This is a genomic window from Rhizobium sp. T1470, from assembly GCF_042140505.1.
Taxonomy (GTDB): domain Bacteria; phylum Pseudomonadota; class Alphaproteobacteria; order Rhizobiales; family Rhizobiaceae; genus Rhizobium; species Rhizobium favelukesii.
Window position 1 is genome coordinate 151,364 of record NZ_CP148094.1, and the last position, 26,056, is coordinate 177,419.

At 60.0% G+C, this 26,056-nt stretch carries 19 protein-coding genes and 4 pseudogenes; 15 read left to right on the plus strand and 8 right to left on the minus strand.

From position 1 onward, the window contains the following. Window positions 1-6: 6 nt before the first annotated feature. Window positions 7-651 (plus strand): annotated as a pseudogene (locus WGT02_RS35000) (IS6 family transposase); the annotation flags it as partial. Between the two features lie 12 nt (window positions 652-663). On the opposite strand, the gene WGT02_RS35005 reads toward WGT02_RS35000, so the two are convergent. Continuing rightward, window positions 664-1,621, minus strand: a protein-coding gene (locus tag WGT02_RS35005; RefSeq protein WP_112334086.1) for an IS630 family transposase whose coding sequence is annotated in 2 segments (ribosomal slippage) — window positions 664-1,269 and window positions 1,271-1,621 — 957 coding nt in all. Because the reading frame shifts where the segments join, the coding sequence is not laid out codon by codon here. Window positions 1,622-2,142: 521 nt separating this feature from the next. Next, window positions 2,143-2,289: a DUF1127 domain-containing protein gene (locus WGT02_RS35010; protein WP_003552150.1), complete on the minus strand. Its 147-nt coding sequence runs from the start codon at window positions 2,287-2,289 to the stop codon at window positions 2,143-2,145. 557 nt (window positions 2,290-2,846) lie between these two features. Between WGT02_RS35010 and WGT02_RS35015 the strand changes: the two genes are divergently transcribed. Next, entirely contained in the window at window positions 2,847-3,512 is a 666-nt protein-coding gene (locus tag WGT02_RS35015; RefSeq protein ID WP_024319108.1) for an XRE family transcriptional regulator, read from the plus strand. 27 nt (window positions 3,513-3,539) lie between these two features. Here WGT02_RS35015 and WGT02_RS35020 read toward each other — a convergent pair whose 3' ends face one another. From WGT02_RS35020 to WGT02_RS35040, 5 genes are all read right to left on the minus strand, one after another. Then, complete coding sequence (locus WGT02_RS35020; protein WP_024319107.1) at window positions 3,540-4,112, minus strand: sarcosine oxidase subunit gamma family protein; 573 nt, start codon at window positions 4,110-4,112, stop codon at window positions 3,540-3,542. Continuing rightward, window positions 4,105-7,062: a sarcosine oxidase subunit alpha family protein gene (locus WGT02_RS35025; protein ID WP_208245373.1), complete on the minus strand. Its 2,958-nt coding sequence runs from the start codon at window positions 7,060-7,062 to the stop codon at window positions 4,105-4,107. Before WGT02_RS35025 ends, WGT02_RS35020 begins: the two co-directional genes overlap by 8 nt. After that, entirely contained in the window at window positions 7,059-7,331 is a 273-nt protein-coding gene (locus tag WGT02_RS35030; protein ID WP_024319105.1) for a sarcosine oxidase subunit delta, read from the minus strand. Before WGT02_RS35030 ends, WGT02_RS35025 begins: the two co-directional genes overlap by 4 nt. Window positions 7,332-7,590: 259 nt before the next feature. After that, entirely contained in the window at window positions 7,591-8,670 is a 1,080-nt protein-coding gene (locus tag WGT02_RS35035; protein ID WP_208245371.1) for an IS110 family transposase, read from the minus strand. Window positions 8,671-8,809: 139 nt separating this feature from the next. After that, complete coding sequence (locus WGT02_RS35040) at window positions 8,810-10,060, minus strand: sarcosine oxidase subunit beta family protein (RefSeq protein ID WP_208245370.1); 1,251 nt, start codon at window positions 10,058-10,060, stop codon at window positions 8,810-8,812. A 90-nt stretch (window positions 10,061-10,150) separates the two neighbouring features. On the opposite strand from WGT02_RS35040, the gene WGT02_RS35045 reads away from it, so the two are divergent. The 13 genes and pseudogenes from WGT02_RS35045 (at window position 10,151) to WGT02_RS35105 (ending at window position 23,562) form a co-directional block, all read left to right on the plus strand. Beyond that, complete coding sequence (locus WGT02_RS35045; protein ID WP_024315641.1) at window positions 10,151-11,128, plus strand: GlxA family transcriptional regulator; 978 nt, start codon at window positions 10,151-10,153, stop codon at window positions 11,126-11,128. Between the two features lie 194 nt (window positions 11,129-11,322). After that, window positions 11,323-12,228, plus strand: a complete 906-nt coding sequence (locus WGT02_RS35050; RefSeq protein ID WP_208245369.1) for a glutamine amidotransferase family protein — start codon at window positions 11,323-11,325, stop codon at window positions 12,226-12,228. Window positions 12,229-12,266: 38 nt separating this feature from the next. Then, window positions 12,267-12,953, plus strand: a complete 687-nt coding sequence (locus WGT02_RS35055) for a GXGXG domain-containing protein (RefSeq protein WP_208245368.1) — start codon at window positions 12,267-12,269, stop codon at window positions 12,951-12,953. A gap of 15 nt (window positions 12,954-12,968) precedes the next feature. Next, window positions 12,969-14,297, plus strand: coding sequence for an FMN-binding glutamate synthase family protein (locus tag WGT02_RS35060; RefSeq protein ID WP_024315638.1), 1,329 nt, complete (start codon window positions 12,969-12,971; stop codon window positions 14,295-14,297). A 91-nt stretch (window positions 14,298-14,388) separates the two neighbouring features. Continuing rightward, window positions 14,389-15,696: a type III glutamate--ammonia ligase gene (gene glnT, locus WGT02_RS35065; RefSeq protein WP_208245367.1), complete on the plus strand. Its 1,308-nt coding sequence runs from the start codon at window positions 14,389-14,391 to the stop codon at window positions 15,694-15,696. A gap of 60 nt (window positions 15,697-15,756) precedes the next feature. Continuing rightward, a complete protein-coding gene (gene purU, locus WGT02_RS35070; RefSeq protein ID WP_024315636.1) occupies window positions 15,757-16,641 on the plus strand; it encodes a formyltetrahydrofolate deformylase in 885 nt (294 codons plus the stop codon). Window positions 16,642-16,644: 3 nt separating this feature from the next. Further along, window positions 16,645-17,544, plus strand: coding sequence for a bifunctional methylenetetrahydrofolate dehydrogenase/methenyltetrahydrofolate cyclohydrolase FolD (gene folD, locus WGT02_RS35075; RefSeq protein WP_208245366.1), 900 nt, complete (start codon window positions 16,645-16,647; stop codon window positions 17,542-17,544). A gap of 109 nt (window positions 17,545-17,653) precedes the next feature. Beyond that, a pseudogene (locus WGT02_RS35080) lies at window positions 17,654-18,779 on the plus strand (aminomethyltransferase family protein). Between the two features lie 10 nt (window positions 18,780-18,789). After that, the gene (locus WGT02_RS35085; RefSeq protein WP_024315633.1) at window positions 18,790-19,395 is read left to right on the plus strand and encodes a dimethylamine monooxygenase subunit DmmA family protein; all 606 of its coding nucleotides are present in this window, start codon (window positions 18,790-18,792) and stop codon (window positions 19,393-19,395) included. Then, window positions 19,392-20,357, plus strand: a complete 966-nt coding sequence (locus tag WGT02_RS35090; RefSeq protein ID WP_024315632.1) for a PDR/VanB family oxidoreductase — start codon at window positions 19,392-19,394, stop codon at window positions 20,355-20,357. The genes WGT02_RS35085 and WGT02_RS35090 overlap by 4 nt, the downstream gene beginning before the upstream one ends. Window positions 20,358-20,390: 33 nt before the next feature. Beyond that, window positions 20,391-21,431: a DUF3445 domain-containing protein gene (locus WGT02_RS35095; protein WP_024315631.1), complete on the plus strand. Its 1,041-nt coding sequence runs from the start codon at window positions 20,391-20,393 to the stop codon at window positions 21,429-21,431. 170 nt (window positions 21,432-21,601) lie between these two features. Further along, a pseudogene (locus tag WGT02_RS35100) lies at window positions 21,602-22,873 on the plus strand (NAD(P)-binding domain-containing protein); the annotation flags it as partial. Window positions 22,874-22,962: 89 nt separating this feature from the next. Further along, complete coding sequence (locus WGT02_RS35105; protein ID WP_024315629.1) at window positions 22,963-23,562, plus strand: PAS domain-containing protein; 600 nt, start codon at window positions 22,963-22,965, stop codon at window positions 23,560-23,562. Between the two features lie 27 nt (window positions 23,563-23,589). Here WGT02_RS35105 and WGT02_RS35110 read toward each other — a convergent pair. Beyond that, a pseudogene (locus tag WGT02_RS35110) lies at window positions 23,590-25,951 on the minus strand (DUF1989 domain-containing protein). Between the last annotated feature and the right edge of the window lie 105 nt (window positions 25,952-26,056).

Genomic DNA, 26,056 nt, shown 5'->3' on the forward strand with positions numbered 1-26,056 from the left:
ACCTTTTTATGGGATCTGAAGGAAATGATGGCCGAACGCGGCATCCTTGTCGGCCACTCAACGATCCATCGCTGGTTCATCCATTTCTCTCCCTTGCTGACAGAGCGCTTCAACCAGCGCAAGCGTGCCGTTACTCGGAACTGGCATGCCGACTTACATCAAGGTTCGGGGCCAATGGAGATCTCTATCGCGCCATCGACACCGTCGAGTTCAGGTTCAGCGAACATGGGGACCTGTCGGCTGTCAAACGCTTCGTTGGCAAGGCGTTCAGCCGCCGTGGCCGACCAGAGCGAGTCGTCATCGATGGCAGCCAAACCAGCAGGGAAGCCGTTGCTTCCTGCGATACGACAAGTCGCCTACGGGATCGCACGCGGCGCAGGCTGAAGCCGATCCGCATCCGGCCGAGCCGATATCTGAATAACCGCATCGGAACAGGATCACCGGCGGACCGAGCGGCGTTTCAGGTCAACGCTCGGCTTCAAGTCCTTCGCCAGTGCGACTGCTATGCTAGCGAGCATCGAGATGCTTTACATGACGCGCAAACGGCAAGCGCGTTACACCTGTAACCCAGCCCCATCGCTTGCCAAGCAGTTCGTATCCTTGCTGCTACGCTCTGAAAACGGGCGAACGCGTATCGCGCGCGTATGCTAGAGCGCCGTACCTTTAATCGAACCCATAGCCTGCGGCTGTAAAATAGTTTCGACATTCTTGGCTGTTGAAGAGGTTGCAGATGGATCCGAGCGCATTTGAGAGTGCGTCAAACGTGCGAGCGGCGGCGGCTCGGAGATGGGCCTTAATTTTGGCGAAGGCCATTTCGATCGGGTTCAAATCTGGCGAATAAGACGGCAGAAACAGGAGCCACGCACCAACTTCCTTGAGGCAGGCTTTGGCTTTATCGCTCTTGTGAACGCGAAGATTATCCAGGATGACGACATTGCCTGGTTCGAGTGTCGGCGCAAGCTGGGTCTCGATGTAGGTGTCGAAGATTTCCCGGTTCATCGGCCTGTCAATAATCCAGGGCGCAGTAAGACCGAAACAGCGCAAGCCTGCAATGAATGTCTGTGTCCCCCAGTGGCCAAAGGGCGCATCCGTGATGAGACGCTCGCCGCGCGGGGAGCGCCCACGCAGTCTCACCATCTTTGTGTTCACCGAGGTTTCGTCCAAGAAAACAAGTCGATGCGGTTCAAATCGCATCCGGGGTTGGCGTTTCGAAATCCAGACATCACGATCCTTTCGGATATCAGCGCGAGCGCGTTCCGACGCCATTATCTGTTTTTTTATATGTGTATCCCTGCGTTATCAAAAACCGCGACAGGGACGATGGTGGAATAACCAATCCATGTTCATCCTCAAGGCGACGGGCAAGCTCTGGCATGGTGATATCCGGTTTGCCTTCGACCTGTGCGACCAGGAAATCGCGAAACGCCGACAGTTTCCCTGCACCTGGTGGCCTTCCTTGACGCGCGGGGGTTATCAGCCCAGTCCGCTCCCGGCGTTGCAGCAGCTTGATCGCACTGCTGTCGCTGATTGCGAAATGACGGGCAGCGGCTCGCCGTGATTGGCCGCTAGCGACCATGGAAACAACACGCTGACGAAGATCAACAGAATGAGATTTACCCATGTGATTCACCTCCAACCGCAGTGAATCACACCAATACCCTCGTGAAAACCCCACTCGATTCTCAATTCAAGTGCGATGCTCTAGAATTTGCAAAACAACCTCAGCCCGCGACGCGACGCAGGAACAGCGACAACTCGATCGCAACCTAGTGCGGGAACCAAGGCTCCGAAAACGAAAAAGCCTGCCGCGGGAGGAGGTGCGGCAGGCTTTTCGAAAAGAACCGAACAGCGACTGGGAGGAGGAGTGCCGCCGTTCCTACAGACGCCCTTGGGAGGAGGAGTGGGCCGTCTGAAACTCGAAGCTTTGCGGGAGGAGGTGCATCGCTTCGATGGCTGTCATCATACACCGACCATAAACCGTGCCAATGCCTTATGCTGCACTGCAGCTATGCAAAAAATACAAGTCGGAAAGGCTGACGAACAGAGCAAGGATCCAACCGATCTTAGACGCGGACGATCAACGCAAAAACGCCCGCGTCATCAGCGGGCGTCGAGCAGTCTTAAAGACCAAATGCTGTGCGGTTAGCGCGCGATCGATGCGCGGGCAACGCTGCGGATGTCGGCGCGGTCAATACCGAGGTCCTGCAGTTCGCGGCTGGACATGCGGCCAAGTTCGGTAACGGTCTGACGGAACTTGCGCCAGTTGTTGAAAGAGCGTGCTACGTTCATGATGATCCCCTTTCCTGAGGCTTGTCTGACGTCAGCAACCTTGCTTGGTTCCGGCGTCGTTTCGATGATTGGAATATAGATGTTTCAATCGGTTCAAAACAGCGACAATCCCTCACCCCACCTATGCGCACAACGCATAGGATCTTCCTTTTTTCGCGGGGAAATGCCTGTTTTTAAGCCCGGAGGCGCCGTCAGGAGGCGTGGGCGATTTGGCCCTGGGAGATAGAGTCGGGCATTGATACGATCGCTCGGAACTAAGGGCGCATTATCCGAGGATGCGTATCAAACTCCGGCGACCAAGGGAGCCTCTGGCAAGCAGCCCTACCATCGAAGCGGATTTAAAACCTTGGTATCCATCGCAACGCATCCTACCGGCTCGCAGTTTCGGCGCTTATGTCGTGCCTTAGCGCGGTTGCGGGGGTCTGTGACCACAGAGACTTTGTAATGTCCTGAGGGCAAGACCCGCCCTCGCCATAGCGTCGATTACACTCAGCAGAAAAATTTCTTCCGAATAACGAGATGTTTCCTGTAAAGAACATGACTCGTAGGAGATAGCGATGACCGACAACGAGAAGTATGGACAAAAGCAGACCATTTTGTCCCAGGATCCGCACCGGATTCGCGAGCCCCGGGAAAACAATCTGGAAATGGCCATAGGGCACGAGGTCAGAACCTATCGCAAAGCGCTCGGCATCACCGTCACCGACCTCGCAGCAGCGACCGGTATTTCGGTGGGCATGCTGTCGAAGATCGAGAACGGCAACATTTCACCGTCGCTGACCACGCTGCAGGCACTGACCAGAGCGCTCGGTGTGCCGCTCACGGCCGTCTTTCGCCGGTTTGAGGAGCCCCACAATGCGATATTCGTCAAAGCCGGCGAAGGTGTGAACATCGAGCGGCGCGGTACGCGCGCGGGGCATCAGTACAGCCTGCTCGGTCACATCGCCAACAATACCAGTGGCGTCACTGTCGAACCTTATCTCATAACGCTGACGGCCGAATCCGATGTCTTCCCGACGTTCCAGCATGAAGGTATGGAGTTCCTCTTTATGCTGGAGGGCGAAGTGGTTTACCGCCACGGCGATCAGCTCTACACCATGCAGCCGGGTGACAGCCTGTTTTTCGATGCCGATTCGCCTCACGGACCGCAAGAACTGGTTCAACTGCCGGCTCGCTACTTGGCAATCATCAGCTACCCGCAGAGGCGGAGCCAAACCAATTGATTTTGCTTTGCGGACCAGACAGCTGGTCTAACGCATCGTTTTTGCGTCCACGCCGAACTCGAGACTCATCTGGATGAGTTCGTCCCAGAGGCTTTCGGCAAAGCCGCGCAACACCAGAAGCTCGAAACTTTCCATGCCCGTTCGCGTGATCAGCGCCGAGATATGGCCGATCAGCGTTATGGCGGATCGGCCGACGGGGAAGTTGGCGCTGTCTAGGTCGACGGCCGTGCCCTTGGCAAGGACGGTCTCGACAGCCGGTCCGCTGATGCCGATCCGGATGCGGCCATGGCCTTGATCGGAAAGCCAGGCCCTGCCGTCCAGAAGCGGCGTCCTGCCGAAAATTTCAGTGGCGGAAAGAGGCGCATCGCCGACGACGAACCATTGTCCCGGGCCATAGGGACGTACCGAATGAGGGGTACCATCGCCGATCCTTGGGATCAGGCTCTGCAGCTCGCCGCTTCCACGCGCTGCGAGAACCTGCAGTACGTGACCTTCCGGCAGAGCCGTAAGCCTGATCCGCTTACCGGTTGAAGATGCGCCGAACGAACCGGACTTGGCGTCCGCAAGGGCAGGACGGTGAAGGTGCGAAAAATCAACCATGGAGCTTTCCGTTTTCCGGATCGAAGAAAACCGGGCTGCAGAGCACGGCCTTGGTGTATTCGTTTTTCAGGTCGTTCCAGACGGTGACATGCTCGCCGTGGCGCTTCGGGCCGTGTTTGACCAGGGCCAGACCGATGGTCGAGCCAAGGTTAGGCGAATAGCAGCTGGAGGAGACGTAGCCCTGGTCGCTTTCGAGCGAGGGTACGGCACCATCCGAGAGGATATGCGAGCCTGTCTTGAACGTCGTCGCTGGATCGAGCGGTCTGACGCCGACGAGTGAAAGCCGATCATCTGCCGTCAAACCTTCCCGTGAGAGCATCGCCTTGCCGATGAAGTCCGGCTTGGCCGTGGAGACCATTTTGGCGAAGCCGAGGTCCGACGGGATGACCGTGCCGTTGATCTCGGAATGGGTGACATGGCCTTTCTCGATGCGCATGACGCCCAGCGCCTCGACACCGTAAGGGCAGATTCCGTGCGGCTTGCCGGCCTCCATGATCGCATCGGCGATCGCTTCGCCGTAGCCGGCAGGAACCGCCAGTTCGTAGGCCAACTCGCCGGAAAACGAGATGCGGAACAGCCGTCCGGTGAGCTTACCGCCGCAGAGCGACACTTCCTTTGCCCCAAGGAATGGGAAGGCCGCGTCGGAAATGTCCTCATCCACCAGCGTCTGAAGGATCATGCGGGATTTCGGTCCGGCAACGGCAATCTGTGCAAATTGATCGGTCGAGGAGGCGAACTGCACGTCGAGATCGGGCCATAGCGCCTGGGCGCAGAATTCCAGATGGTTCATGACGCCTGCCGCATAGGCGGTGGTCGTCGTCATGAAGAAATGAGTTTCGCCAAGGCGGCTCGTGGTGCCGTCATCGTAGATCATCCCGTCTTCACGCAGCATCAGGCCGTAGCGCGCCTTGCCGACCGGTAGCTTCAAGAAGGCGTTGCAATAGATCCGGTTGAGGAATTCGGCGGCGTCCTTGCCGAAAATCTCGATCTTGCCGAGAGTGGAGACGTCGCAGATACCGGCATTCTCGCGGACATTCAGCACTTCGCGATCGACGCTTTCACGCCAGGTCGTTTCGCCCACCTTCGGGAACCAGGAGGAGCGGTACCAAAGGCCCGTTTCGACGAAGACCGCACCGTTCTTCTTGGCCCACTCATGCAGCGGCGACTTGCGCACCGGCTGGAAGTGCTTGCCCTTGGAAGCGCCGGTCAGCGCACCGAAAGAAAGCGGCGTGTAGAACGGGCGGAACGTCGTTGTGCCGACATCGGCTGGCGAGACCTTTCGCGCTTCGGCAAGAATGCCGATGGCGTTGACGTTCGACAGCTTGCCCTGATCGGTTGCCATGCCGTTGGTGGTATAGCGTTTGGCAAGCTCGACATGGCCATAGCCCTCGCTGACCGCGAGGCCGAGGTCCTTGAGGTGGACGTCGTTCTGATAGTCGACGAAGGCCTTGCCCTTCGATCCGTGGACGCGCCAGAGCGGCTTTGAGACGGTTGTCGTGTCGGCCTTTGCGGCGAAAGCGGCTGTTGCATTCGAGAAGTCGAGCGCCTGCAGGGCCGACGTGGCTTTGCCGGCACCGTCTGCAAGGCAAGCTTCGACGCTGCCAATGCCGGCAGCGGCACCAGCGGCGGTCAGTCCCTCTTGCGTTTCCGGAGCGAGGAAAGCAGCCTTGGCATCCGACCAGACCGGCTTTGCGCCGCGATGGCAGGCGAGATGAATGATCGGGCTCCAGCCACCGGACATGCCGAGCGCGTCTGCGGAGATCGTTTCGGGGCGGCCATTGTTGAGGACGGTCACACCCTTGACGCTCTTGCCGCCCTTGGCGTCGACAACCACGGCGCCCGGGAGGATGCGTGCCTTGCCGGACCATGTGCGCGGGGCATCCGGGCGGCTGTCGACGATGGCCGCGACCTCAAGGCCGGCCGCTTCCAGATCGGCGGCGGTCGCGTAACCGGAGGCATCGTTGGTGAATATGACCGTGCTTTTTCCGGGCGCGATAGCCTGTCGGTTGAGATAGGAGCGCATCGCCCCTGCCATCATCACGCCGGGGATGTCGTTGCCGCCGAAAACCAGCGGCCGCTCTTCTGCGCCGGAGGCGAGGATCACCTGTTTGGCGGCGATGCGCCAGATGCGCTCTACCGGCCGGTTCGGGTTCACCGTGGCGGTGTTCTTCTGTACGCTTTCGACAGCGCCAAAGACATTGCCGTCGTACCAGCCGAACACAGTCGTCCGGGAGAAAAGACGGACGTTCGGCATATCTGCCAGTTCAGCCAGCGTTTGAGCCAGCAGATCGCTTGCAGATTTGCCGACGACCGGCGCCGTTTCTGATAGCAGCGAGCCGCCGAGTTCAAAACCGTCGTCGGCGAGGACGACGCGGGCACCGGCGCGGCCTGCGGTCAGGGCGGCAGCGAGACCTGTGGGGCCCGCGCCAATGACCAGAAGATCGCAATGCGCCCAGCATTTTTCGTAGGCGTCCGGATCAGGCTCATAGGTTGAGCGGCCAAGGCCTGCCGCCTTGCGGATGATCGGCTCGTAGACCTTTTCCCAGAAGGTCGCCGGCCACATGAAGGTCTTGTAGTAGAAGCCGGCGCCGAGGAAGGGCGAGAGCAGGCTGTTGATGGCACCGAGGTCGAAATCGACCGAGGGCCAGCGGTTCTGGCTTTTTGCTTTGAGGCCACTGTAGAGCTCGACCAGTGTGGCGCGGGTATTGGCTTCGGTGCGTCCGCCCTCGCCGATCGTGACGAGTGCATTGGGTTCGGCGGCACCGGCGGTCAGGATACCGCGCGGGCGATGATATTTGAAGCTGCGGCCGACAAGCTGGCGGCCGTTTGCGAGAAGCGCCGAAGCCAGCGTGTCACCGAAAAAACCCTGCATCGGCTTGCCGTCGAAGGTGAAATCGAGCGGCTTGGCGCGCTCGATGCGACCGCCCTTGGAAAGACGATGGGAACTCATGCGGTCTCTCCGCGGGCGCTGGCATCCGATACCGCATAGATCGCGTGGGTCGTCGTATCGCGCTCGACCACCAGCCAGCGGCGGCAGCCGGATGTGTGGTGCCAATGTTCCTTGTGACGTCCGCGCGGATTGTCGCGCAGGTAGACGTATGCGTACCAGGTGTCCTCACCGGCATTGGGTGCCGGGCGGGTTATGCCGGCGTCGCCGCGCACGGTGAATTCTTCCTTGGGGCGCGGCCCACAATGGGGGCAGGCGATCAGGCTGGCCATGTAAACTCCTATGAAAGAACACAAGGGGCAAAACGCCTTCAATTAGCGGCTTTCCTTGGGTTCGGTTATGTTTTGACCGGCATTTGTGCCGCTCGGCAAAGTCTTCCGTTCCGCGGGACAGAATGTTTCCGTCCTGCGGCTCTCGAACCATTCTCCAATGCGTGACCCTGATGCCGCTTCTGGCTTCGGTCACAGGGTGGCGTTCGGCTCCCGGTTTCCCATTCTCCTCAAGAGGCGCAGCCCAGTCCTGCCGGGCTCGCTAGAAACCAATCACGACAACCTGGGATATCGTCGACGCGCCTTCCATGGTGCTTTCGCCGCGCAGCTCGTAAGCGCGCTGGTCCCGCAGGATCCGGAAGGCGATCGTCAAAAGCTTGCGCGCGATCGCAACACGCGCCTTGTTCACTCCTCTGATCTTCAAGTGTTCATACTGGGCTCGAAGCTGCGGATCGCTGGCGATGGCAGGGGTGACGGCTTCAACAAAGGCCCAGCGCAGCCACTTGTTGCCCTGCTTGATGATCTTGCCGTGGAAGGTCTTGCCGCCGGAAGAATAGGTCGAGGGCACCAGTCCGGCATAGGCGGCAAGCTTCTTCGGATTGCGGAAGCGCGCTATATCGTCGATCTCCGCGTCGATCAGCCTTGCAAAGAACTCGCCAATGCCAGGGATGGTCTTCAGCAGCTTCACGTTGGTATTGGCCTTGGTCATCGTCCGGATCGTCGCCTCCGACTGCTTGATGCGCACATCGATGTCGCCGATGAAGTCGAGGCCACGGTCGATCTGGATGCGGTCGATCTCTGAGACTTTCACCTGCGCCAGCTGGATGCGGCCGGCCTTGCCGAACAGATCGCCGAGCTTCTTTAGCAGTGCCGTCTGCTCCGGATAGCGATCAAACACCGTCACAATGCGGTTCTTCGTCATCGTGCGCAGCCGGACGTAAAACATCCGCTCGCGCAGGGCGACGCGCAGCTCTCTTGCGCGTTCGCCGGGCGCCCAGGCCTCCGGTACCAGGTCGGCTCTGAGCAGATGCGCCAGCACCGTCGCGTCGATCTTGTCGGTCTTGATCTTGGCGTCGGCGATCGCCTTGACCTTCCAGGGATGGGCGAGGACGACATCATCACAAATGTCGTCGAGCCAGTCGTACATCACCATCCAGTCGCGCGTCGCTTCGACAACCGCATGCGAGTTCTCGCGGTAGCGCTCCAGAAACCCGCCCAGCGACTGTCGCTCGTTCTTCACCCGGCCGGATCTCAGCGTCTTGCCATTGCTGTCCTGCACCACCAGGTGGCTATAGGATTTGTGGTAGTCGACGCCGATATGGTAATCATAAGAGGCAGTCATGCTTCCAACTCCCTTGTTGAGATTTGCAAAACCCCAATAGGATAAGCCGAAAGGCTGGAAGTGGGACTGTCCCTCGATCATCAACTGCATCTCGGTGATCCGTTCTCTCAGCGGGCGCGGCCTCTTTCATGCCATCTCCTCAATGCAGATTGGGTTGCGAGCCGACGCCCTTTTCATCGATCATCCGGCCGCGCGCGAAGCGGTCGAGCCGGAAGGCGCGACCGGTCTCATGCGGTTCGTTTTTGGCGATCAGGTGGGCGTAGCAGAAGCCGGAAGCGGGCGTGGCCTTGAAGCCGCCGTAACACCAGCCGGCGTTCAGGTAGAGATTGTCGATAGCTGTGCGGTCGATGATCGGCGAGCCATCCATGCTCATGTCCATCACCCCGCCCCAGGCGCGCAGCACCCGAACACGCGAAAGCGCAGGGATCATCGCGACGCCGGCCTCGGCGACATGCTCGACCGTCGCCAGATTGCCGCGTTGGGCATAGGAATTGTAGCCATCGATATCGCCGCCGAAGACGAGGCCGCCCTTGTCCGACTGCGAGACGTAAAAGTGCCCGGCACCAAAGGTGACGACATTGTCGATAAATGGTTTCAGTCCTTCCGAGACGAAAGCCTGCAGCACATGGCTTTCGATCGGCAGTTTCAGGTCGACCATGTCGGCAACGGTGGTGGAATTGCCGGCCGCCGCCAGTGCCAGCTTGCCGCAACCGATAAAGCCCTGGGTTGTCTCGACACCGACGACGCGGCCGTTTTCGCGTCGGATGCCGGTGACCTCGCAATTCTGGATGATATCGACGCCGCGGCTGTCGGCGCCGCGCGCATAGCCCCAGGCAACGGCATCATGGCGCACGGTGCCGCCGCGCCTCTGCATCAGCGCGCCCTGGATCGGGAAGCGGGCATTGTCGAAATCGAGGAAGGGCAGCAGCTGTCGCACGGCGTTACGGTCGAGCAAGTCGGCATCAACGCCGTGCAGACGCATGGCATTGCCGCGCCGCGTGTAGGCGTCGCGCTGGGCGTCAGAATGGTAGAGGTTGAGTACGCCGCGCTGCGAAACCATGGCATTGAAGTTGAAGTCCTGCTCCAGTCCCTCCCAGAGCTTCATCGACAACTCGTAAAACGGGTTGTTGCCCTGCAGCAGGTAGTTGGAGCGGATGATTGTGGTGTTGCGGCCGACATTGCCGGAGCCGACATAGCCCTTTTCCAGCACCGCCACATTGGTGACGCCGAATTCCTTAGCGAGATAATAGGCCGTGGCCAGACCATGCCCGCCGCCGCCGACGATGATGACGTCATAGTGGTTCTTCGGAACCGGGCTGCTCCATGCAGGCTTCCAGCCCTTGTTGCCACGCAGGGCATTCAGAAAAACGGAAAAGGCAGAGTAGCGCATGGCAATGGAATCCCGGTGAACCGCGCCGATCATGACAGGATTGCATTTCGACACTTGCAGAAAAGAGACATTTACAGCCATTATTCAGACATGGCGTCAGATGACCTGAAAAACGTCCAGAAGATCGGGTTTATCCTCATCCCGGGATTTGCGCTGATGTCTTATGCCTCGGCAGTTGAGCCGCTGCGCGCAGCCAATCTTCTTGCGGGCCGGGATATTTATGCGCTTTCAGCGCATGTCGTTGAAGGAAATGCCGGGATGACGTCTTCCGGCATTCCCGTCCCCGCCGCGCCGCTGCCGGGCCGTGGCTCCGGTTTCCATACCGTCTTCGTCTGCGCCGGCGGCACGCCGGTCGACTGGAATGTTCCGGCTGTGCTGGCCTGCCTGCGCCAGCTTGCCCGCGACGGCGTGCGCATCGGCGGCATTTCCGGCGGTCCTTATCTGATGGCAGCGGCGGGACTGCTGGAGGATCGCGACTTCACCATCCACTGGGAGCATGCGTCGGCCTTGGTGGAGGCCTTTCCCGGTCTTGCTCCCCGTCAGGCGCGCTATGTTCTCGATGGCAACCGCATCACCTGCGGCGGCGGCGTGGCCCCGCTCGACATGATGCACGCGCTGATCTCGGAACGTATGGGCTCGGATTTCGCCCGTCGGGTCAGCGACTGGTATCTTCATACCCAGGTGGAAAGCTCCGGTGCGCCCCAGCGGGCGTCGCTGGCGGAGCGTTACGGGGTCAATCATCCGGGCTTGCTGATGGTGCTCGAGAAGATGGAGGCGACGATCGAAGCGCCGCTCGATCGGCAGGCCATGGCCAAACTGGCCGGTCTTTCGCCACGTCACCTGGATCGTCTTTTTTCCAGCCAGATGGGCTCATCCTTCCTTCTCGAATATCGGAAACTGAGGCTTGATCATGCCCGGCGGCTGTTGCAGCAAAGCCCGCTTTCCATCTCTGAAATTGCATTCGCCACTGGATTTTCCAGCGGTGGACATTTTGCGCGGAGCTACCGTGCGGCATTCGGGGAGTCACCGCGAGCGCACCGTCAGCCCGGCAGTTTCGAGCGTCCTTAACCAACATTCTTTCCAGATGAGAAAATTTCACTCTCAGAACAGACTTGTTCTGTTGACGGACGAGTTAGGCTACCTGCCGTCGGCCATTTATCCACTCTTCACATTGCCTAAAAAGAAAATAACTTTCTTCATAGTTGAAATCCAAAAATGCACCTGCTATCCATCTTTCATCAACGAAACGAAGGATTGTCCCCATGTGCGGAATTGTCGGATTGTTTTTGAAGGACAGGAGTCTGGAGCCGCAATTGGGTGCCATGCTGTCCGATATGCTGGTCATCATGACCGATCGCGGGCCGGATAGCGCCGGCATCGCCATTTACAGCGCGCCCTCGGATGGCCGCGCGAAAATCACCGTTCAATCGGCTGATCCGAAGCAGGATTTTGCCGGCCTTGAAGCGCTGTTGAAGTCGGCCGATTCAAGCGTCGCCGTGGAGCTGAAAAGCACCCATGCGGTCATCGAAGCCAACGCGGACAAGGCTTCGGCGGTGCGCGATCTGCTGGCCCAGGAGCGGCCGGAAATTCGTGTCATGGGCGCGGGCGACAGCGTCGAGATCTATAAGGAAGTAGGGCTGCCGAAGGACGTCGTCTCCCGTTTCGGCATTCGCCAGATGGCTGGCACGCATGGCATCGGCCATACCCGCATGGCAACGGAATCGGCCGTCACCACGCTTGGCGCCCATCCGTTCTCAACCGGTGCCGACCAGTGCCTGGTGCATAACGGCTCGCTCTCCAACCACAACAACCTGCGCCGCGAACTGGTGCGCGAAGGCATGACCTTCGAGACGCAGAACGACAGCGAAGTCGCCGCCGCCTATCTGACGGCCGAGATGGAAAAGGGCAAAGATCTGGGGCAGGCGCTGACCAGCGCGCTCGATGATCTCGACGGCTTCTTCACTTTCGTCGTCGGCACCAAGTCGGGCTTCGGCGTGGTGCGCGATCCGATCGCCTGCAAGCCGGCCGTGATGGCCGAAACCGATCAGTACATCGCCTTCGGTTCCGAATACCGCGCGCTCGTCAACCTGCCGGGCATCGAAAATGCCCGCGTCTGGGAGCCGGAGCCGGCCACCGTCTATTTCTGGGATCATGAGAAGGCGGCCTAACCGTGGATGTCAGCGTCAAACGAGAAAGTCTGGAAGCAATGCGCGTATTCGACCTTGCCATAACGTCGCTGCGCGAACTGAACAGCGCACTTCACACCATTGCCCCCGGCGCCAATGATATGAATTTCGAGGTCGTCAATCCGCGCGGCAGCCATTCGGTTGCCGTCGGTATCGATCAGCCGGTCACCGTCGAAGTGCGCGGCAGCGTCGGCTATTATTGCGCAGGGATGAACGACGGCGGCGCCGTGACCGTCCATGGTTCGGCCGGGCCTGGTGTCGCGGAAAACATGATGTCGGGAACGGTTGTCATCGAGGGAGATGCCAGCCAGTATGCCGGGGCGACAGGTCGCGGCGGGCTTCTGGTCATCAAGGGCAACGCCGCCTCGCGCTGCGGCATTTCGATGAAGGGCATCGATATCGTCGTTCAAGGCAATATCGGCCATATGTCGGCCTTCATGGGCCAGTCGGGTCATCTGGTGGTGCTTGGCAATGCCGGCGATGCGCTTGGGGATTCTCTTTACGAGGCCAAGCTGTTCGTGCGCGGCGAGGTGAAGAGCCTCGGCGCGGACTGCATCCAAAAGGAAATGCGCCCCGAACATATCGAAAAGCTCGCTGAGCTGCTGGAGAGGGCGGGCATTTCCGATGTCAAGCCGCAGGAGTTCAAGCGCTACGGCTCGGGCCGCACGCTCTACAATTTCAACATCGACAACGCTGATGCGTACTAAGGCAGGGAACCGTACATGAGCTATCACAACCCCTATACCCCGCCGCGCAAGTCAGCGACCTTCGACGATTATACGCTCGCGGAAATCCGCCGCGCGGCGGCGACCGGTATCTATGACATTCGCGGCGCCGGCACCAAGCGCAAGGTTCCGCATTTCGATGACCTGCTGTTCCTCGGCGCCTCGATCTCGCGTTATCCGCTCGAAGGCTATCGCGAGAAATGCGACACCTCCGTCGTGCTCGGCGCGCGCCATGCGAAGAAGCCGATCGTCCTGAAGACGCCGATTACCATCGCCGGCATGAGCTTCGGTGCTCTTTCGGGCAATGCCAAGGAAGCACTCGGACGCGGCGCCACGATCGCCGGAACATCGACTACCACCGGTGACGGCGGCATGACGGATGAGGAGCGCGGCCACAGCCAAACGCTCGTCTACCAGTATCTGCCGTCGCGTTATGGTATGAACCCGAAGGATCTGCGCCGTGCCGATGCCATCGAGATCGTCGTCGGCCAGGGCGCCAAGCCCGGCGGCGGCGGCATGCTGCTCGGCCAGAAGATTTCCGACCGCGTCGCCAATATGCGTAATCTGCCCAAGGGTATCGATCAGCGCTCGGCCTGCCGTCATCCCGATTGGACCGGCCCGGACGATCTCGAAATCAAGATCATGGAGCTGCGCGAAATCACCGATTGGGAAAAGCCGATCTATGTCAAGGTCGGCGGCGCGCGTCCCTATTACGATACAGCGCTTGCCGTGAAGGCCGGAGCCGACGTGGTCGTGCTCGACGGCATGCAAGGCGGCACGGCGGCGACCCAGGACGTCTTCATCGAGAATGTCGGCATGCCGACGCTCGCCTGCATTCGCCCCGCCGTCCAGGCGCTGCAGGATCTCGGCATGCATCGCAAGGTGCAGCTGATCATCTCGGGCGGCATCCGCTCGGGTGCCGACGTGGCGAAGGCCTTGGCGCTCGGTGCTGACGCGGTTGCCATCGGTACGGCAGCGCTGGTCGCAATTGGCGATAACGATCCGCACTGGGAAGGGGAATACCAGAAGCTCGGAACGACGGCCGGCGCCTATGACGACTGGCACGAGGGAAAGGATCCGGCCGGCATCACCACGCAGGACCCGGAGCTTTCCAAGCGCCTCGATCCGGTCGCCGCAGGACGCCGTCTCGCCAACTATCTCAAGGTGATGACGCTCGAAGCCCAGACCATCGCGCGCGCCTGCGGCAAGAACCATCTCCACAATCTGGAACCGGAAGACCTCGTCGCGCTGACGATCGAGGCTTCCGCCATGGCGCAGGTGCCGCTTGCAGGTACCAGCTGGATCCCCGGCAAGGGAGGCTTCTAGCCCTCGATAAAACTTCGGCCGTCGCTGATCTTCCAAGGCAGCGGCGGCTATTTCCATGAAAAGGTGTCTGAATAATCCAAAGGGGAACACAGTGACACTCGATCTTGCTACTTTTGCCAAGGACCGTGGCATCAAATATTTCATGATTAGCTATACCGACCTGTTCGGCGGTCAGCGGGCAAAGCTTGTTCCGGCCGAGGCGATCGCCGACATGCAAAAGGACGGCGCGGGCTTTGCAGGCTTTGCCACCTGGCTCGACCTTACGCCTGCCCATCCCGACCTCTTCGCGCTTCCGGACGTCTCCTCGGTCATCCAGCTTCCCTGGAAAAAGGACGTTGCCTGGGTCGCCGCCGATTGCGTCATGGAAGAACAGCCGGTGGACCAAGCGCCGCGCGTCATGCTGAAACGGCTGATCGCAGAAGCTGCCAAGAAAGGTCTTCGCGTCAAGACCGGCGTCGAGCCGGAATTCTTCCTGATCTCGCCGGATGGTGGCAAGATTTCCGACGAATACGATACGGCTGAAAAACCCTGCTACGATCAGCAGGCAGTCATGCGCCGTTACGATGTGATCGCCGAAATCTGCGATTACATGCTCGAACTCGGTTGGAAGCCCTACCAGAACGACCACGAGGATGCGAACGGCCAGTTCGAGATGAACTGGGAATATGACGACGCGCTGCAGACGGCCGACAAGCACTCCTTCTTCAAGTTCATGGTGAAAACGGTCGCCGAAAAGCACGGCCTTCGCGCCACCTTCATGCCCAAACCCTTCAAGGGCCTGACCGGCAACGGCTGCCACGCTCATATCTCCGTCTGGGATCTGGAAGGCAAGACCAATGCCTTCGCCGACAAGGAAATGCCGTTCGGTCTTTCGGCCAAGGGCAAGACCTTCCTCGGCGGCATCATGAAGCATGCTTCGGCGCTTGCCGCGGTGACCAATCCGACGGTCAACTCCTACAAGCGCATCAATGCGCCGCGCACCATCTCCGGCGCGACCTGGGCCCCGAACACGGTGACGTGGACGGGCAACAACCGCACGCACATGGTCCGCGTTCCAGGTCCGGGGCGGTTCGAACTGCGCCTGCCGGATGGCGCCGTTAATCCGTACCTGCTCCAGGCGATCATCATTGCCGCGGGCCTGAACGGCATCCGGAAAAACGCCGATCCGGGCCGCCACTACGACATCGACATGTACAAGGAAGGCCACACCGTCACCGACGCGCCGCGCCTGCCCCTGAACCTGCTCGATGCGCTCCGGGAGTACGATAAGGATGAGGAACTCAAGGCCACGCTCGGCACGAGTTTCTCCCGCGCCTACCTGAAGCTCAAGCATCAGGAATGGAATGCCTATGCGTCGCATTTCACCGATTGGGAGCGGCAGACGACGCTCGATATCTGAGGGTTATCGTTTCGAAAAAGAGACGCCACTTCGGCAATCGTTTGATCCGGAAAATGACATATGAAAAACTTCGTGCTCACCGTGGCTTGCAAGGCGACCCGGGGAATCGTGGCGGCGATATCCGGCTATCTGGCGGCCAAGGGCTGCAACATCAACGACAGCTCGCAGTTCGACGACATGGAATCCGGAAAATTCTTCATGCGCGTCAGCTTCGTTTCCGAAGATCAAAGAAAGATGGAGGAGATTGCCGAAGGCTTCGCCGAAATCGCCAAACCCTTCGGCATGAAATACCGCTTCAATGACAGCGACGAGCGCATGAGGGTGCTGCTGATGGTCTCGCGCTTCGGACATTGCCTCAACGACCTGCTCTACCGCTGGAAGATCGGGGCGCTACCGATCGAGATCGTCGGCGTCGTTTCCAACCACTTCGAGTACCAGAAGGTAGTGGTCAACCATGACATCCCCTTCCACCACATCAAGGTGACGAAGGAGAACAAACCGCAGGCCGAAGCGCGACTGATGGACGTGGTCGAGCAATCCGGCACCGAACTGATTGTGCTTGCCCGCTATATGCAGGTTCTGTCGGATGCCGTTTGCAAGAAGATGTCGGGCAAGATCATCAACATCCACCACTCGTTCCTGCCGAGCTTCAAGGGCGCAAACCCTTACAAGCAGGCGTTCGAGCGCGGCGTGAAGCTGATCGGCGCGACCGCCCACTACGTCACCGAAGACTTGGACGAAGGTCCGATCATCGAGCAAGATGTAGCGCGCGTCACGCATGCGCAATCGGCGGAGGACTATGTCTCGATCGGCCGCGATGTCGAAAGCCAGGTGCTGGCACGCGCCATCCATGCGCACATCCACCACCGAACCTTCATCAATGGCAACCGTACGGTGATATTCCCGCCGAGCCCCGGCTCCTATGCTTCTGAACGAATGGGGTGAACCATGGCGACGCGAATTGATGGGAAGAAGGCTGCAGCTTCGGTGATCGAGGCTGTGCGGCTTGCAACGTCGGAGCTTGAGACGGAAGCAGGAGTAACGACCGGACTTGCGGTCATCATCGTCGGTGATGATCCGGCGAGCCACACCTATGTCGGCGCTAAGCGTCGCCTAGCAAAGGAATGCGGCTTCAACTCCACACAGCACACGCTGCCGGAGGAGACCGCGCAAGATGAGCTCGCAAGCCTCGTGGCATCACTGAACGACGACGCCGCCGTGCACGGCATCCTGGTACAATTGCCGCTACCGAAGCATCTGGACGCGGATGCGATCATCCAGTCGATCCGACCGGAGAAAGACGTCGATGGCCTGCATGTGGTCAACGCCGGCAAGCTTGCAACCGGCGATCTGGCAACTGGCCTGATCTCATGCACACCGGCGGGCGCCATGCGTCTCGTCCGCTCCATCCATGGCGAGGACCTTACGGGTCTGGCAGCCGTCGTCATCGGTCGCTCCAACCTGTTCGGCAAGCCGATGGCGCAATTGCTGCTCAACGCCAATGCGACGGTAACGACGGCGCATTCGCGCACGAAGGACCTGCCATCACTGGCGCGGGGCGCCGATATCCTCGTGGCGGCGGTGGGTCGGCCTGAAATGGTGAAGGCAGACCAGATCAAACCGGGCGCGACCGTTATCGATGTCGGAATCAACCGCATCGATGCGCTGGAGCTCGGCGCGCGCAAGGGCCGCCTGGTCGGCGATGTCGCCTATGACGAAGTTTCCGAAGTCGCTGGCGCGATCACACCGGTTCCGGGCGGTGTCGGGCCGATGACGATCGCGATGCTGATGGCCAATACCGTTACCGCCGCCTATCGTACCTGCGGTCGTGAACCACCACGGTTCTAGACCGGCGCCAAATGCAACGGCGATACAGAGTTTATCACTCTTGCGCGTTTATGCGGCGGCGATATACTGAGGAAATAAATATTCCGCAAAAGAAAATGGGAACGAGAATATGAGTCTTAGCTGGCGTTTTTCCGCCCTTGCAGACCGGCATCGGGCACTGGGATCGAACCTTGAGCGGCATGGGAACCGCCTGGACCTACGACAAGGACATCTATGAAGAGCACATCGCGGTGCGTACCAAGGCCGGCATCATGGATGTCTCCGGCCTGAAAAAGGTCCATCTCGTCGGCCCGCATGCGATTGCCATCCTGGAATATATCACCACCCGCGACATGACAAAGGTTTATCCCGGCAAGTCGGTCTATGCCTGCATGCTCAATGATCGCGGCCATTTCACCGACGATTGTATCGTCTATCGCACCGGTCCCAACTCCTGGATGCTGGTGCACGGCTCCGGGACAGGCTTTGAGGAAATCGTCAAGCAGGCACAGGGCCGCAATTGCGCCGTGCTGTTCGATGACGACCTGCACGATCTGTCGCTGCAGGGGCCGCTCGCCGTCGACTATCTCGAAAAATACGTGCCCGGCATCCGCGATCTCAAATATTTCCATCACATGCAGGCGACGCTGTTCGGTGCCCCGGTGATGATCTCGCGCACCGGCTATACCGGCGAACGCGGCTATGAAATCTTCGTGCGCGGCCAGGATGCTGGCATGGTCTGGGACCGTATCGTCGATGAAGGCAAAGAGATGGGCATCATCCCCGTCTGCTTCAGCGTTCTCGACATGCTGCGGGTGGAAAGCTACCTGCTTTTCTATCCCTACGACAATTCGCAGATGTACCCCTTCGCCAACGAGCAGCCCGGCGACAGCCTTTGGGAACTCGGCCTCGATTTCACCGTCAGCCCCGGCAAGACCGGCTTCCGCGGCGCTGAGGAACATGCTCGCCTGAAAGGCAAGGAGCGCTTCAAGATCTTCGGCCTCCTCGTCGAGGCCGATGGCCCGACCGATCTCGGCGACGAGGTCTGGGATGGCGACAAGAAGGTGGGCGTCATCACCTGCCCGTCCTATTCCAAGCTCACCAACCGTTCGATGGCGATCATGCGCGTCGATGTTGCCTATGCCGTGCAGGGCACGAAGCTCCAGGTGAAGGGCAAGAACGTCAACGCGCCGGCGATCGCCCACACCATCACCTTCGACGATCCGAAGAAGACGAAACGGACGGCGCAGGGCTGAGGATATCGGCATGCTCGTACAAGGGATCAAAAGCAGGCCGGAATATAAGGGGCTCGACATCGATCCCCACGCGAAACGCCACCTCTTCGTCCTTGAGGGCGAAGGGGCTGCGGCCCTTACGGACCGGGTGGAAACCAAGGGCAAGGATTTCCTGGCAAAATCGGAAATCCTCTATCTGGCCGCAGGCGCAGCGCCAAAGGCCTACGACGTCACTCTATCGGCTTTGACGCCCGATATCTTCTGGCAGGCGCCGACGCTTCAGCCGCTGCTGTTTCGCCTGCGCGCCTGTCTTGAGCAGGCGCGGATGGGAACGCGGCTCTACATCGCCGGCACCGAAGGCTTCATCGGCCAGATCATGCAGGTGGCGCTCGAATTCGGCATCGATTTCAACTCGATCCGCACCGAACACCGCGGCTCCACGGCGCGCCGGGTGCAATGCGTCCACTGCAAGGGCATCACCGACAATGTGACCACAAGCCCCTTTGCCTGCACCCATTGCGGCTTGCCGCTTCTGGTGCGCGATCACTACTCCAGACGTCTCGGCGCCTTCCAGGGCGTCAACATCGATGCGGAAGAACCGGGTACTGCGCCAGCCCCTGAGGAGATGTTCCCGTGAGCCTCAATACCGACATGCCTGTGCGGGTCGCTGCGGTGACGCAGGTGACCGATTTGGTCAAACGCTTCCGCTTCGAGCGGATGGATGGCCATCCCATGCCGTTCTTCTCCGGCGGCGCCCATGTCGTCGTCTCGATGAACGACAATGGCCTTTTGCGCCGCAATCCCTACTCGCTGATGTCCAATCCCAACGACAACAGCGCCTATGAAATCAGCGTGCTCAGGGTTCCCAATTCCCGTGGCGGCTCGATCTTCATGCACGAACAGGTGAGGCCCGGCGATCAGCTGACCGTCAGCCAGCCGGTCAATCTCTTCGCGCCGGACCATCGCGGCCGCAAAAATATCCTGTTTGCCGGCGGCATCGGCATCACCCCGTTCATCGCCATGATGGAGCAGTTTAACCGCGACAATATCGCGTTTGAACTTCACTACGCCATCCGCTCCCGTTCGCACGGCGCCTACTGGCAGCAGCTGCTCGACCGCTACGGCCCGCGCCGGATCAAGATCTACGTCGACGAGGAAAAGACCACCATTCCCGTTGCCGAGATAGCCGACAACCAGCCGCTCGGTACGCATCTGTATGTCTGCGGTCCGGCCGGCATGATCGACGGCGTGCTGATGACGGCGCTGAAAGCCGGCTGGCCGAAGGAAAACCTGCATTCGGAACGTTTCCTTGCGCCGCCCGCCGGCCTGCCGTTCCAGGTCTTCCTCGAAAAATCCAAGATCCAGATGACCGTCGGCGAACACCAGAGCATTCTGGAGGCGGCCGAAGCCCATGGCTGCGATGCCCCCTACATGTGCCGCGGCGGCGCCTGCGGCCAGTGCGAAACGGAGGTGTCGTCCTGCGACGGCACGCTGGAGCACAACGATATCTACCTGTCGGACGAAGAGAAGGCGTCCGGCAAGAAGGTTATGATCTGCGTCTCGCGTTTCAAAGGCCAGCAACTCGTTCTTCAACTCTAACAGTCGTATTCAGACAAAAGGAGGTCCGGACAGATGACCATCACGTTCAGGAACGAAACGTTCCGCGACGATTTCACCTTCCGCAACAGCCTCTACAACATCAGGCGTTTCCCCTTCCCCTTCGATCGCGACGAATACATGTATTCGGTCAACATGGAGCCGCATGTCCGGGGCAAAGCGGACAGCGTTTTCGAAAACCTCATCGATGTCGACGAGCACTATGTCGCCGAGATGCAGGACCGGGCGATGGTGTTGAGGGAAGATCCGCTACGATGCCAGGCGCTACCGCATATGATGGCTGCGCAATGGGATACGCTGGAACTCCTTATGGAGCATCAGGCACAGGACTATCCCGACCACTTTACACTGGAAAAGAACGGCGACCGCTGGCGCTGGATCAACCGGCCGATGGGTATCGACGACACCTTCACCTTCGGCGATCCGTCCACCCTGCCCTATCCGCCGATGGAATATATCACCCGTCAGGCCCAGGGGGATTTCTGCATCGTCGACCAGCGCGACAACAATCTCTGGATGGATGCCGGCATGGTCACCACCCAGGCCGACTGGTCGCTCGATTTCGATATCGGCATGAACTTCATGGAATGGCACGGTCCCGTGCCGCTCGCCCACCAGATCGGCGTGTTCGAACGGGCGCTGAAATTCCTGCTCAACCTGCAGCAGGGCAAACCGACCCGCCGCCTGAACTGGACGATGACCGTCAATCCGCGGCTCGATACCTCACCGGAAAACTATCACAAATGGGGTCCGGACCGCACGACGGTCACGCCCGAGAATGTCGGGCAGAAGTTGCATCTGCGTGTCGAATTGCAGAGCCTCTGGCGCCTGCCGCGCTCCAACGCCATCCTCTTCGTGATCCGCTGCTATCTCATCAGCCTCGAAGAACTGGTCACCGTACCCAAATGGGGCCGCCGCCTACCGCGTGTGTTGAAAAGCCTGCCGCCGGAGATCGCCGATTACAAGGGTCTGACCCGCAACCGGCCGATCATGATCGACTGGCTGGCAAAATACGACGACCGGGCACCGACGAGTGCGGGGATTTATCCGGATTGAGGGAATAAGACCCTCCCAACCCTCGCCACAAGGGGGAGGGAGTTGACCGAATATGCCGCCTGCCCATCGCTGCAGGACTGTGAAGGCAAGGCTTCCACAGTCCACCCCCTCCCCTTGTGGGGAGGGCTCATTTAGAAGCCTACACCGACATAAAAAGGGAACAAAAATATATGACCAGAGTAGCCGTGATCGGCGCAGGGCCATCGGGCCTTGCTCAATTGAGAGCCTTCCAGTCCGCCGCCCAGAAGGGCGCTGAAATCCCCGAAGTGGTGTGTTTCGAAAAACAGGCCGACTGGGGCGGCCTGTGGAACTACACCTGGCGCACCGGGCTCGATGAATATGGCGAACCGGTCCATGGTAGCATGTACCGCTATCTCTGGTCGAACGGTCCCAAGGAATGCCTGGAATTCGCCGACTATTCCTTCGAGGAGCATTTCGGCCAGCCGATCGGCTCCTACCCGCCCCGCGCCGTGCTGTGGGACTACATCAAAGGCCGGGTCGAAAAGGCCGACGTGCGCAAATGGGTTCGCTTCTCGACCCCGGTTCGCATGGTGAAGTTCGACGAGGCGACGAAGAAATTCACGGTCACCGCCCACAACCGCATCGAAGACCGGATGTATGACGAGGAATTCGACTACGTCGTTGTCGCCTCCGGCCATTTCTCGACGCCGAACGTCCCCTATTTCGAGGGCGTGAAAACCTTTGGCGGCCGCGTCCTGCATGCCCATGATTTCCGCGATGCGCTGGAGTTCAAGGACAAGGACGTGCTGATCGTCGGCCGCAGCTATTCGGCCGAGGACATCGGTTCACAATGCTGGAAATACGGAGCGAAATCGGTGACCACGAGCTACCGCTCCAAGCCGATGGGCTTCAAATGGCCGGAGCGCTTCGAGGAGCGGCCGCTGCTGCAGAAACTCGTCAACAAGACGGCCCATTTTGCCGACGGATCGACCAAGGAGGTCGATGCACTGATCCTCTGCACCGGTTATCTCCACCACTTCCCGTTCCTGCCGGACGACCTGCGCCTGAAGACCGCCAACCGCCTGTGGTCCGACAGCCTCTACAAGGGCATCGTCTACGAGGACAATCCGCAGCTGATGTATATCGGCATGCAGGACCAGTTCTACACCTTCAACATGTTCGACGCTCAGGCCTGGTATGCCCGCGACGTGATCATGGGCCGTATCGACGTGCCCTCGAAGGAAGAGATGAAGGCGCATTTCGACACCTGGCGCGCCCGCGAGGAAACGCTCGAAGACGCCGAGCAGATGATCTGGTTCCAGGGCGACTATGTCCTCGAGCTTCTGGAGCACACCGATTATCCCAAGTTTGACGTCGAGGGCACTAACAAGACCTTCATGGAATGGGAACATCACAAGGCCGAAAACATCATGGGTTTCCGTGACAACGCCTATAAATCGCTGACCGCAGGTCATTTCACTGGCCTTCGGCTCATACTTCAAAATAACGGAATGCCATCCAGAACCATCATTCCTCTTCCTGTCCGCCCTCCAGCAATCACCAGGTTCCCATGGACTTTCTGAGCAGTGTTCTCGGTCGCATAAATGGTTTTCTCTATCGATGCCGGGCGGACGAGCATTATACGATGCTGGAGATGACCGACGGCATCCAGCGGATCTTTGGTTATCCGACCGACGAAATCGTTGGCAATCGTGTACGCACCTTCACCTCCATCATGTGCGAGAAGGATGTGCCCGCGATGGACGAAGTGGTCGGCAAGGCGTTGGAAAACCACACCGACTGGACGCTCGAATACCGCATCCGTCATCACAAGGGTCACTATCTCTGGGTCACGGAAACCGGCGGTGGCGTCTGGGGCGCTGACGGTGAACTGCTCTATCTCGAAGGCAGCATCGTCAACATCGAATCCCTCTACCAGCGCATCGACGAACAGACCGCCGATTTGCGCGCGACCGCCGCGCGCACCGCCGAAATCCTGCATTCCCTTCGCTACCTGAAGCTGCTCGCCGTCAACGCCGGCATCGAGGCTGCGCGGGCTGGCACGGCCGGCGCCGGCTTTGCCGTGCTCGCCTCAGAAATGCGCGCCCTTGCCCATGATTCCGAGGCCGTCGCAAGGCAGATTGCGACGGCGCAGGGCAAGCCGGGCTGATCATATGCCGCGACCAGAGCCGCGAACTCAGGACCGAGGCTTCAGCTTTTGCGGATCGTAATGGGCAAACGGCACGATCTTTCCCGGCAGCCGCTTCTGCTGGCCGTCTAGCTTCCCGATCTCCACCTCGATGCCGATTTCCGAATGCAACACATCCATCCGCGCCAGCGCGATCGTCTTCTTCAGAAGCGGCGAGCGCGTCGAGCTGGTGACGACGCCGACCTGTGCCCGGCCGATATGCACCGTGTCGCCATGACCGACAGCTTCGTTGGCATTGATATCGAGCCCGACGAGCTTGTAGCGCGGGTTTTCCTTGCGCTTGATCAGCGCCTCGCGGCCGATGAAATCGTCGGTCTTCGATTTCAGTGGCACGGTGAAGCCGATGCCGGCTTCGAAGGGATCGGTCTGATCCGAGAAGTCGTAATGCGCAAACACCAGACCCGCCTCTATGCGCACCATGTCGAGCGCTTCGAGCCCCATCGGCTTCAGCCCATGCTTCTGGCCCACCTCCCAGACCGCGTCGAACACGGCAAGCGCATCCTTCGGATGACAGAAAATTTCGTAGCCGAGTTCGCCGGTATAGCCAGTGCGTGAAACGACGACCGGGGCGCCCTCGAAATGACCGATGCGACCGACGGCGAAGCGGAACCATTCGAGTTCGCCGATCGAGGGCTGCGACGGTGCGGTCCAGATGATTTCCTTGATGATCTCCCGGCTTTTCGGGCCCTGGACGGCAAGGTTGTGCATCTGGTCGGTGGAGGAGCGCACCCAGGCCTTGTAACCCATTTTCTCGGCCTGCTCGCGAAGCCAGATGCCGCTGACGTCATCGCCGCAAATCCAGCGGAAATTGTTTTCGCCCAGCCGGAACACCGTGCCGTCGTCGATCATGCCGCCATTCTCGTAGCACATCGCCGTATAGACCACCTGCCCCGGCGACAGCTTGCGGATATCGCGGGTGACGCAATATTGCAGCAGCGCCTCGGCGTCCGGGCCCGTCACCTCGAACTTGCGCAGCGGCGACAGATCCATCACCACGGCCTTTTCGCGGCAGGCCCAATATTCCTCGATCGGCCCCTCGTTGTTGAAACGGTTCGGCAGCCAGTAGCCGCGATATTCCGTGTGATTGCGCGTGAGCGCCGAAAAGCGCGGATGGAAGGCGGTTTCCCGGGTCATTTCGGGCTCTGCATCGGGGGTCATTCGGATGGCGACGGCGCGCGAGAATTTTTCTTTGTCCGAATAGGTGCGGACATGGATATCGGTCGGGACCCAGCCATTGGCGGCATCGATATCGTCCGGGCAGGACGACGAGACGCAGACGAGATCGGTCAGCGCCCGCATCAGCACATAATCGCCCGGCCGCGACCAAGGCTCGTCGAGATAGAGCTGGTTATGATGGTCAACATTGGTGTTGTAGAAATAGTTGAGCGCTTCCCAGCCCTTGCGCGGCGCAATGCCGTAGGGCGCCAGCGCATGGTTGAAGTTGTCAGTGCAGTTGACATGCCCCGGATAGCCCATGTCATCGTAATAGCGCGAATTGCAGGCGGTGGCGAAGGCATCGTGGCGCCCGACCGTATCCTGCACGATCTCCACCAGCGGCTCGAAATCCCGGTCGAACGCCTTCGATGGCAGCCCCGGCATCGGGTAGCTGCGCCCGAGTAGCGTCCGCGTCACCGTCGCATCGAGCGCGCGATCCAGTCCCTTGTCGACCTTGCGGGCCGAAAAAGCCTGAAAATCCGTGCATTGCCGGCCCGAAACATCGATGATCTGAATGAACTCGCCGGCCCGCACGAAATAGGCCGAAGCCCGCGCCGCCCGGATATGCAGATCCTGCATCGGATCGGCCATCGGCTCCGGCAGCATTTCCTCATAGGCACGTTCGATCGTGGAGCGTGTGACCCGCAGCTCAAGCGCGGTTGCGGTGTTCTGCGCTTCTGCGTCCATCGGCGGCGCAGGAGCCGCAACAATCAGCAGACCATCGAGCGCCATCGCCAATTCCGCCGAGACACCTGGCGAGGAGCTTTCACCAAACAGCACCAGCGCCCGCGGGGTCGACATTGCGCCGTTTCAGTGCGGCGAGCGTCCGCCGCGCGCTGTCCTCGTCCCGCCCGAGAATCTCCAGAAGACCATCAGCGGATCGCGAAAAGGCGAGACCAAGGCCAGCTGCGTTGAACCGGCCGCTGGCATCGACAAAACTCACCTCGCAAAGCTGTCCGCCTTCGACATCCTTGATGACGACCCGGTCGCCGGCGGCGACCTTGACCACCGTCGTGCCACGTCCCTTGACGCGGTAGCGCTCGACGCCGGCCGGCAGCGCCGGCATGCCCGGCCGCAAAATCGTGCTTGGTCTTGGCGGCAGCAGGGCGCCTGCAAATCGTCCGGAATTGTCCATCTCAGCTCCCACCCAGTGACACAGTCGTTTCCACGCCCTGAGGACGCCGCGTTTGTGCACCGGCAATATGGCAAAACTATCCTACGGGAAGCCACGAAAAGTAAA

Excerpts from the sequence above, each read along its gene's own strand:
- WGT02_RS35010 (WP_003552150.1), bottom strand. The coding sequence starts at position 2,289 with ATGAACGTAGCACGCTCTTTCAACAACTGGCGCAAGTTCCGTCAGACC.
- WGT02_RS35015 (WP_024319108.1), top strand. The coding sequence starts at position 2,847 with ATGACCGACAACGAGAAGTATGGACAAAAGCAGACCATTTTGTCCCAG.
- WGT02_RS35020 (WP_024319107.1), bottom strand. The coding sequence starts at position 4,112 with ATGGTTGATTTTTCGCACCTTCACCGTCCTGCCCTTGCGGACGCCAAG.
- WGT02_RS35025 (WP_208245373.1), bottom strand. The coding sequence starts at position 7,062 with ATGAGTTCCCATCGTCTTTCCAAGGGCGGTCGCATCGAGCGCGCCAAG.
- WGT02_RS35030 (WP_024319105.1), bottom strand. The coding sequence starts at position 7,331 with ATGGCCAGCCTGATCGCCTGCCCCCATTGTGGGCCGCGCCCCAAGGAA.
- WGT02_RS35035 (WP_208245371.1), bottom strand. The coding sequence starts at position 8,670 with ATGACTGCCTCTTATGATTACCATATCGGCGTCGACTACCACAAATCC.
- WGT02_RS35040 (WP_208245370.1), bottom strand. The coding sequence starts at position 10,060 with ATGCGCTACTCTGCCTTTTCCGTTTTTCTGAATGCCCTGCGTGGCAAC.
- WGT02_RS35045 (WP_024315641.1), top strand. The coding sequence starts at position 10,151 with ATGGCGTCAGATGACCTGAAAAACGTCCAGAAGATCGGGTTTATCCTC.
- WGT02_RS35050 (WP_208245369.1), top strand. The coding sequence starts at position 11,323 with ATGTGCGGAATTGTCGGATTGTTTTTGAAGGACAGGAGTCTGGAGCCG.
- WGT02_RS35055 (WP_208245368.1), top strand. The coding sequence starts at position 12,267 with ATGCGCGTATTCGACCTTGCCATAACGTCGCTGCGCGAACTGAACAGC.
- WGT02_RS35060 (WP_024315638.1), top strand. The coding sequence starts at position 12,969 with ATGAGCTATCACAACCCCTATACCCCGCCGCGCAAGTCAGCGACCTTC.
- purU (WP_024315636.1), top strand. The coding sequence starts at position 15,757 with ATGAAAAACTTCGTGCTCACCGTGGCTTGCAAGGCGACCCGGGGAATC.
- folD (WP_208245366.1), top strand. The coding sequence starts at position 16,645 with ATGGCGACGCGAATTGATGGGAAGAAGGCTGCAGCTTCGGTGATCGAG.
- WGT02_RS35085 (WP_024315633.1), top strand. The coding sequence starts at position 18,790 with ATGCTCGTACAAGGGATCAAAAGCAGGCCGGAATATAAGGGGCTCGAC.
- WGT02_RS35095 (WP_024315631.1), top strand. The coding sequence starts at position 20,391 with ATGACCATCACGTTCAGGAACGAAACGTTCCGCGACGATTTCACCTTC.
- WGT02_RS35105 (WP_024315629.1), top strand. The coding sequence starts at position 22,963 with ATGGACTTTCTGAGCAGTGTTCTCGGTCGCATAAATGGTTTTCTCTAT.